The organism is Streptomyces sp. NPDC056948 (assembly GCF_042674225.1).
GTDB lineage: Bacteria > Actinomycetota > Actinomycetes > Streptomycetales > Streptomycetaceae > Streptomyces > Streptomyces purpurascens.
The window spans coordinates 18,891-27,449 of record NZ_JBHUQX010000080.1; the positions used below are offsets into that span (position 1 = coordinate 18,891).

Consider the following 8,559-nt stretch of genomic DNA (forward strand, 5'->3'; position numbering starts at 1 on the left):
GAGGGTGACAGTTGAATCGATTTCGCGAAAGGGCTTTCGGTCATGTGAAGTTGTCCATCCCGTGAATGCTGCTCGGGGTCTAGAAAGCGCTTGTCCAGAGCGGTACGGTCCACCTCCAGGTCTTGTCGTCCGCTGGGAGGAGCCGCGAGTGAGACGTTTCAGCATCGCCGTCGTGGCGGCGGTGGCCCTGGGGAGCGCGTTGCCGTCCGTACCGGCGCAGGCCCACCCGGGCCGCCCGTCCCCGGGCCTCGAGCAGTGCACCGCCGACGCCTGCCACTTCGACGTCCCTCCCGGCACGTACGACGTGCGGGTCGTGCTCGGGGGAGAATCCGCGTCCGCCACCAGCGTCAGCGGCGAGACCCGCCGTGCCCTGCTCCCCGAGACGGCCGCCCCGGCGGGCAAGCACCTCACCCGCAGCTTCACCGTGAACGTCCGTACGCCTGAGGGCGAGCCCACAGGCCCCGAGGGAACCCCCGGCCTCGACCTGCGGATCGGCGGTTCCGCCCCGGCCCTCGCCGACATCAGGGTCACCCCCGCCCGGCACACCCGCCAGATCTTCCTCGTCGGCGACTCCACCGTCTGCGATCAGCCAGGCGACCCCTACTCCGGCTGGGGCCAGCAACTGCCCCAGTACCTCCGCGAGGGTGTGTCCGTCGCCAACTACGCCGATTCCGGCGAGAGTACGGTCTCGTATCTGGGGAACCCGAAGCTGTGGGCCACCGTACGGCCCCTGATCCGCCCCGGCGATCTGGTCCTGGTCCAGCTCGCCCACAACGACAAGACCACGGACGAGGCCACCTACCGGGCCAACCTGGAGACCCTGGTGGAAGGCGTCCGGGCGCGGGGCGGACAGCCGGTCCTTGTCACTCCCATCGTGCGACGCTGGTTCAACCCGGACGGCACGCTGAACAACGGAACCGCGCTCCTGGTCAACGGCCTCGGCGTCGACCACCCGGCGGTCACCCGCTCCGTCGCCGCCGCGCGGGACGTCCCGCTGATCGACCTCACCGCGAAGACGAAGGCGCTCGTGGAGTCCCTGGGCGTGGAGGGCTCGAAGGCGCTGTACCTCTACAACGAGGCGCGGGACAACACGCACACCTCCGTGCGCGGTGCCACGGCCTACGCGGGCCTGGTCCGCGACGAACTCGTCACCCTGCATCTGGTGCCGAAGGGCAAGGTGCGGGTGGGATAGAGCCCCTGGGGCGCCCCGACCGGAACCGGGGCGCTCCAGGTCCGACCTGTTCCGGCCGATCCAGCGTCTGAGCACGAACCGCGCACGAAAGAGAACCGATGCACCTGCCTCCGGCCGACGGCACGACGTCTCCGTTCACCGGCTACACCCGCGCCCACTGGGAGGCGGCGGCCGAAGCCCTGCTCACCGCCGTCGAGCCGTACGCGACCGAGGACCGTGCGCTGTACCACCTGCCCGGCGACCGGACGAGCTGGTCGGGCCGCCTCTCCGACGGCCTGGAGGGCTACGCCCGCACCCTGCTGCTGGCCGCCTTCCGCCGCGACGAGAAGGCCCTGGAGCGCTACGCGACCGGCCTCGCCGCCGGTGTCTCGGGCGTCTGGCCCCGCATCGAGGACCGCAGCCAGCCCCTGGTGGAGGCGGCGTCGATCGCGCTCGCCCTGCGCCTGACACGGGACCTGCTGTGGGACCGGCTGGACGACGGCGTACGGCAGCGGACGGCCGCCTGGCTCGGCGACGCGCTCACCGCCGAGGCGTGGCCCTGCAACTGGGAACTGTTCCCCGTGACGGTGGGCGGCTTTCTGGCCGAGATCGGCCACGAGCCGGACGCGTCCCGCGCGGCGATCGACCGCGGCCTGGAACGCATCGAGCAGTGGTACGTGGGCGACGGCTGGTACACCGACGGCGACGGCCGCAAGTTCGACTACTACAACGGCTGGGCGATGCACCTCTACCCGGTGCTGCACGCCTGGCTGGAGGGCGACGAGCGCCTGCTGGACCTGTACGGCGACCGGCTGTCGCGCCACCTCTGCGACTACGCCCGGCTGTTCGGCGGCGACGGCGCCCCGATGCACCAGGGGCGTTCCCTGACGTACCGCTTCGCCACGACGGCCCCCCTGTGGCTGGGCGCGCTGACCGGCCGTACGCCGCTGCCCCCGGGCGAGACCCGGCGCCTGGCCTCGGGAGCGCTGCGGTACTTCCTCGACCGGGGCGCGGTGGACGACAAGGGCCTGCTCTCCCTGGGCTGGCACGGCCCCGACGCGTCCGTCCTCCAGGGCTACTCGGGCCCGGCCTCCCCGTACTGGGCGAGCAAGGGCTTCCTCGGCCTGCTGCTCCCGGCGGACCACGAGGTGTGGACGGCGGCGGAGGAACCCGGCCCGGCCGAACGGGCGGACGCCGTCACTCCCGTCGGCCCTCCCAACTGGCTGCTCCAGTCGACCCGTTCGGACGGCGTGGTCCGCCTCCACAACCACGGCAGCGAGGACGTCCGCTACGACCCGTACTACACGCGTCTGGCGTACTCGACGGTGACGGCCCCGGCCTCTTCGCCCTCCTCGGGCGACAACAGCGTGATCGTCGGCGGCGACCCGAGCCGCACCGGCATCGAACCGCTGGGCGTCGGCGAGGGCTGGGTGGCCTCCCGGCACACGGCGGGCGGGGGAGCGCGGGTGACGAGCGCCGTGCTGGCGCGCGGGGCAGCGGAGGTCCGGGCGCATCTGGTGACGGGCGCGGAGCCCGGGACGCCGGTCCGGGTGACCGGCTGGCCGGCCGGGGAGGGCCTCCGCGCCGAACTCGTACCGGCGATCGGACTCACGGAATCCCTCACGGGCGTCGTGGGCGAGACCGCCACCCTGTTCGTCGCCCTGGCCCGACTGACGGCCGAGCCGGACCCGGCCCCGCTGGAGGAGTCGGTCTCCGTACGCGCGGACGATGCCGGAGCACTGGAGGTCCGCTGGAGCGACGGCGGCGTGACACGGGTCCGGCTGACGGAGTCGGGCGTGGACGTCACGGCTTGAGACGGGCGATCTTCAGGGTCGTGGACGTCGGGGACGCACCGGTGAGCGGCTTCGCGTAGGAGGGCGTGGCCGGGGCATACGCCCAGGTCAGCGTACCGTCGGCGGACACCGCGATATCGCCCGTGATCCTGTCCTGGACGACCTTGGCCGCGCTCTGGAACTTGCCGTTCCAGTCGATGAGGCGCAGATGGGTGCCCGCGAAGGTGCCGGTGCAGGTGCCGTCCTTGCACGTGGCGTTCTTGACCGACTCCCAGGACAGCAGCAGCCGGTCCTTGCCGTACGGGGCGAGGTGGACGTTGACGTGTTCCACGCCCTTCGTCTCGGACAGGCGGATCGCCTTGCCGGGGCCGGAGTTGCGGTCCTTCAGGAACGCCACCGCCACCTGGTGCGTGCCCGTCTTCGGGGTGACCGTCCAGCCACGGCCGCTCGCGTCGTCCGGGTTCTTCTTGGCGGAGGCGGCGCCGCGGGAGGCGAAGGCGGTGGCGTAGCGGCCGGTCGCCGACCTGACGAGGTCGCCGGTACGGCTCGGGAAGGTGCCGCCGCAGTAGCCCGCCCAGCACTGCTCGCGCTGCACGACCGGCGCGTTGTCCGGGGCGCCGATGCCGGTGGACACGAACAGGCCCGAACGCCAGTCGTCGAAGCAGAGGGAGGTGAAGGCGCCGCTCTTCTCGGCGTGCAGCGCGATGCCCTCGTTGTGGCTGCACCCCCAGCCCCAGCCGCCGCTCAGCTCGGCGCCCTTGGCGCTGACGTACGCCAGCTTGTCGCCGAAGTGACCGTCGGCCGGGCCGCCCGCGCCGTGCACGACGAAGTACGCGCCGTACTTGCTGCCGTTCCAGGTGAGCTGCCCGTCCAGCAGCGGGGCCGTGTCCTTGGACGCGGTGCCCGTGAGCTTCGTACGGAAGGTCTGCTTGCCGTTCTGGTAGCGGACCAGCGCCGCCGCCGTCTCCTTCCACTTGTTGCTGTCGGAGACCCGGGTGAGCAGCGCGAAGCCGTCGTTGTGCGCGACCAGGCCGCCGACCTCCTTGGCGCCCTTGACGACGGTGTCCGCGCCCGCCCGCTTTCCGGCGGTGGTCAGCGGGGTGACGTGGATGCCGTCCGCCGCGGGCCAGGCCACGCGGAGCGTGCCGTCGGGGGCGGCCGCCGTCGCCGTGCGGGTCCACTCGCGGGTGTTGTTGTAACCGGCCGACAGGTAGGGGAACGCGGCCGGCAGGCTGACGGCCGTGCTGGTGACCGCGAGGGCGGGGGCCGTCGCCGCACCGGCGCTCGCGTACCACGCCCCGGCCAGCAGACCGGCCGCCGCGAGCGCGCCGATCGCGGGCTTGCGGGCCGCGCGGACGCGGCGGTGGCGTGTGGTGCGGTGGGGCTGTGTTTCCGGTTGTGCTGTTGTCATGGTCTGTGGTCGCCGTGGGGGCGGGGAAGGTTGCCATGGCACCTGGGCGGCCGTGCTTCGGTCCGCGCCGAAGCGACCCGCGCCTAGCGTGGCGCCATGACCGCCTTTGCCGACCTCCACCACGAAGACGAGCCCCTCCTGCTGCCCAACGCCTGGGACCACGCCTCGGCCCGGGCCCTCGCCGGGCAGGGCTTCCGGGCGATCGCGACGACGAGTCTGGGCGTCGCCGCGGTCGCCGGACTGCCCGACGGTGTGGCGGCGACCCGTGAGGAGACGCTCCGGCTGGCCTTCGCCCTGGGCTCCGAACCGTTCCAGTTGTCGGTCGACGCGGAGGGCGGCTTCAGCGACGACCCGGACGAGGTGGCGGAGTTCGCGCGCGAGCTGTACGCCGTAGGAGCGGCCGGCATCAACCTGGAGGACGGCCTCGGGCCCGTCGCCCGGCACGCGGCGAAGATCGCCGCGGTCAAGAAGGCGGCACCCGGCCTGTTCGTCAACGCCCGCACGGACACCCACTGGCTCGGCGACGGCGACACCACGGACACGCTCACCCGCCTCGACGCCTACCGGCAGGCGGGCGCGGACGGCGTGTTCGTCCCCGGCCTCACCGACCTACGGCAGATCGCCGCCCTGGTCCACCACGTGGACGTCCCCCTCAACGTCCTCTACTCGCCAGGCGGCCCGCCCGTCCCGCACCTCGCCGATGTCGGAGTCCGCCGGATCAGCCTCGGCTCGCTGCTGTACCGGAGGGCGCTGGGCGCGGCGCTGGAGGCGGTGGCGGACATCCGGGCGGGGCGGATGCCGGAGGGCATGACACCGTCCTACGACGATGTCGCCGGGCTTGCCACCTAGGTGTCGAGCGCCGCGACCAGCAGGGCGACGGCGGCCAGGTCCGGCACCCCGCGCAGGAAGGCGACGGCCTGCTCACCCGCGAACGCGCGTTGCGCGTCGGTCACGGCCGGATCGACGGCCGTCCCGGCCTGCACATGGACATAGTTGAGGGCCGTGGCGAAGAGCATCGAGAACGACTCCGGGCCGGTGATGACGGCCGGGCCCCCGGCACCGCGGTAGGCCCGTGCCAGCCGCCGCGCGGATTCGATGTCCACCTCGTTGCCGCCCGACCAGACGTGGACGGCACGCGCGAACTCCCGTTCCGCCGAGACCGGCCCCGCGTTGTCCCAGTCGAGGAGGACCGGCCCGTCCGGGCCGACCAGGACGTTCTGGGGCTGGAGGTCGAGGTGCGAGGTCACGAGGCCGCGCGATGCCGACGGGGTGACCCAGTGGGCCAGCGGCGGCGCGGACGTGGCGATGAAGCCGCTGAGCTCGTCCGACCAGGGCAGGCCGGCGTCCCGCACCTTTTTGAGCACGTCCTCCCACGCGGCGTCGTCAGGACACCGCTCGTACCAGTCGTCCGGGGTGTCGACGGCGCCCTCCCCGGCCTGGTGCAGCAGCGCCATGGTCCGGCCGAACCAGTCCAGGACGTCCGGGTCGGAGGCGTCCGCCCGGGTGCCGTCGACCCAGTCGTACAGCTTCATCCAGGAGCCGCCGCCCGGGGAGTCGAGGCGGGAGACGTGCGCGCCGTGCCGGTCGGCGTGGAGCCGGGGCGAGGCGATGCCGAGGCGTTCCGCCGAGTCCCGTAAGGCGGCCTCGCGGCGTACTTGGGCTTCGTCGCAGCCGAAGAGGAGCTCCTTCACGGCCCACGAGGAGCCGTTCCCGGAGAGCTTCCAGATCTGGCCCAGGGCGCCCCGGGTGACCGGCGTCATCGTCCAAGGGCCGGTGCCGAGCGAGTAGATCTCGGCTATCGAGCCGGCGGTGTCACGCATCGGGGATCCTCTCCTCGCGGGGCCAGTTCAGAAGCAGGGCGTGCAGGGCGTCGACGGCCCGGTCCCAGGACGCCTGTACGTCACGGGGCGCGCCGAAGGCGCCGTTGGACTCCAGGGCGCAGTAGCCGTGGAAGGTGCTGCGCAGCAGGCGCACGGCGTCGGTGAGGTCGGGTTCCCCCAGGCCGTAGGCGCGGAGCATGCCGTAGGTGACGTCGGCCGTGCGGCGCATCGCGGGGGAGTCGGCGAGGAGGTCCTGGTCGACGGGGATCTGGGTCGCCGCGTACCGGCCGGGGTGTTCGAGGGCGTAGGCCCGGTAGGCACCGGCGAAGGCGGCGAGCGTGTCCCGGCCGGCTTCCCGCCCTTCGACCGCCGCCGCGATCCGGTCGATCATCTCGCCGCCCGCGAGGAGGGCCATGCGGGTGCGGAGGTCTTTGAGGCTCCGCACGTGGGTGTACAGGCTGGCGTCCTTCACGCCGAAGCGCCGCGCCAGCGCGGACAGGGTGACACGCTCGAAGCCGGCCTCGTCGGCGAGGTCGGCTGCGGCCGCGACGAGGCGGTCGGGGGTGAGGCCTGCTCTGGGCATGGGGGTCTTGGGGATTACCTCTCGAAGAGGGCCACGACGGTGCTGCCGCGTCGGTGTGAAGGTCCCACAGGCGCACGGTGATCGTAGCCTGAGGGCCAGCGGTTGCAGTGCCCATGACCAGGGCGGAAAATGAGTACAGGCCCTCAGCCGCAGTCGGTGTCTCCCACCGTCACGCGCGGGGCCGTACGCACAGCGCACCGGGAATCCACATGGACCGAGCCGATCTCGCAGCGGTGTTCTATGGGGAGGGCCCCGTACCTGTCCTCTGGGCCACCTACTGCCCCGTCCAGTTCGATGTGTGGCTGGCGTTCGCCCAGCCGCCCCGGCCGTCCTCGGAGGGACGGCAGGATCTGATCCTCGCGATCCGCGAGGAGTACGGCGTCGAGCGGGTGCTGGAACGGTTCCAGAGCCGAGGCCTGATGGAGAAGTGCCGTCCGATCGCCGCCGGCAGTTTCGTGGCGGCGCGGCTGACCCTGAAGGAACTCGTCAGCGACCTGCTGCCGCTGACCAGTCTCGCCGGCGCGGTGCGTGTCGCCCACGAACTCGCCGGGGCCGGCGGCGCGGACGGCATCGAGGCGGCCCTCGCCGGACACGTCAGGGCCCCGGCCACCAGCGAGATCCACGACAGCATGGAGCGCCGGCAGGAGCGCGGCCGTCATCTCACCTGGCTCCTGCGGCTGCTGCACCGCGTCGTGGAGAACGCGCGGCCGGACCTGGCCCGGAGCGACACACGGGAACAGGAGGTGACCGGCGTACTCGTCGACATGCTGAACGACGTCGTCGTGGACACCACCCCGGTGCGCGGGCCGCACACAGCCGTCGGGCGCGAGGCCGACCGGAGGCAGAAGTACCCGATCGTCTCCGTGACGGCGAACCGGCCGGCGACCCGCGCGGTCGTACGGTCCCGCCGGACGATCAAGGCCGACGCGGCGGAGCAGGTCTTCTCGGTCGACACCGCCTCCATCGGGTGGGCGGTGGTCGACAGCGGCATCGACGCGCGCCACCCCGCCTTTCACGACTGGGACACCACCGGCCCGACGCCGCAGCCACTGGAGACGCGCATCGCCCGCTCCTTCGACTTCACCGGCGTACGGGAAAAGCTCACCGCCGACGTCCTCGTGGGCGGCCTCGTCAACTGGGCGGCCGCCCTGCCGTCCGTCGAGACCACCCCGGCCCCGGAACAGCCCGCCCGGCCACCGCCCGGTGACCAGCACGGCACCCACATCGCCGGCATCATCGGCGGCTGGTGGCCGGAGCTGGACTTCCGCGGCATCTGCCCGCGCATCAGGCTCTACGACTTCCGGGTCCTCGACGACGAGGGCGACGGCGACGAGTTCTCCATCGTCACCGCGCTCCAGGCGATCCGTCACATCAACGAGCAGGCCGGGCGGTTCATCATCGCCGGGGTCAACCTCAGCCTGTCGGTCCCGCACGACGTCGCCAGCCACTCCACCGGGTGGACACCCGTGTGCGTCGAGTGCGACCGCCTGACACGGTCGGGTGTCGTGGTCGTCACCGCGGCCGGGAACGCGGGGTTCACCGGCGGCACCGCGCACACCCTGGGCGCCGACTACCGGGACATCAGCATCTCCGACCCCGGCAACGCGGAGTCCGTCATCACCGTCGGCTCCACCCACCGCAGCAACCCGCACCGCCACGGCGTCAGCTACTTCTCCAGCCGGGGCCCCACCGGCGACGGGCGGCTCAAGCCCGACCTGGTGGCGCCGGGGGAGGACATCGACGGCCCCATCCCCGGCGAGGGCATTTCCGCCATGCACGGG

At 72.5% G+C, this 8,559-nt stretch carries 7 protein-coding genes; 4 read left to right on the forward strand and 3 right to left on the reverse strand.

Annotated elements, in window-relative coordinates; translation table 11 throughout:
- Nucleotides 1–148 precede the first annotated feature (148 nt).
- A complete protein-coding gene (locus tag ACFTZL_RS13250) occupies nucleotides 149–1,192 on the forward strand; it encodes a rhamnogalacturonan acetylesterase (RefSeq protein ID WP_382581110.1) in 1,044 nt (347 codons plus the stop codon).
- 98 nt (nucleotides 1,193–1,290) lie between these two features.
- Entirely contained in the window at nucleotides 1,291–2,985 is a 1,695-nt protein-coding gene (locus ACFTZL_RS13255; RefSeq protein ID WP_382581112.1) for a DUF2264 domain-containing protein, read from the forward strand.
- Here ACFTZL_RS13255 and ACFTZL_RS13260 read toward each other — a convergent pair.
- Complete coding sequence (locus ACFTZL_RS13260; protein WP_382581113.1) at nucleotides 2,975–4,375, reverse strand: hypothetical protein; 1,401 nt, start codon at nucleotides 4,373–4,375, stop codon at nucleotides 2,975–2,977. The two genes, ACFTZL_RS13255 and ACFTZL_RS13260, sit on opposite strands and share 11 nt — an antisense overlap.
- A 96-nt stretch (nucleotides 4,376–4,471) precedes the next feature.
- Between ACFTZL_RS13260 and ACFTZL_RS13265 the strand changes: the two genes are divergently transcribed.
- Nucleotides 4,472–5,224 carry an isocitrate lyase/phosphoenolpyruvate mutase family protein gene (locus tag ACFTZL_RS13265; RefSeq protein WP_382581115.1) on the forward strand — a complete coding sequence of 251 codons (753 nt, stop codon included), beginning with the start codon at nucleotides 4,472–4,474 and terminating at the stop codon, nucleotides 5,222–5,224.
- On the opposite strand, the gene ACFTZL_RS13270 is transcribed toward ACFTZL_RS13265, so the two are convergent.
- Nucleotides 5,221–6,195 (reverse strand): aminoglycoside phosphotransferase family protein, encoded by a 975-nt coding sequence (locus ACFTZL_RS13270; RefSeq protein ID WP_382581117.1) that lies wholly within the window; start codon nucleotides 6,193–6,195, stop codon nucleotides 5,221–5,223. The two genes, ACFTZL_RS13265 and ACFTZL_RS13270, sit on opposite strands and share 4 nt — an antisense overlap.
- Nucleotides 6,188–6,778, reverse strand: a complete 591-nt coding sequence (locus ACFTZL_RS13275; RefSeq protein WP_382581119.1) for a TetR/AcrR family transcriptional regulator — start codon at nucleotides 6,776–6,778, stop codon at nucleotides 6,188–6,190. Before ACFTZL_RS13275 ends, ACFTZL_RS13270 begins: the two co-directional genes overlap by 8 nt.
- A gap of 209 nt (nucleotides 6,779–6,987) precedes the next feature.
- Between ACFTZL_RS13275 and ACFTZL_RS13280 the strand changes: the two genes are divergently transcribed.
- A partial coding sequence (locus tag ACFTZL_RS13280; protein WP_382581121.1) for a S8 family serine peptidase occupies nucleotides 6,988–8,559 on the forward strand: 1,572 nt, incomplete at its 3' end.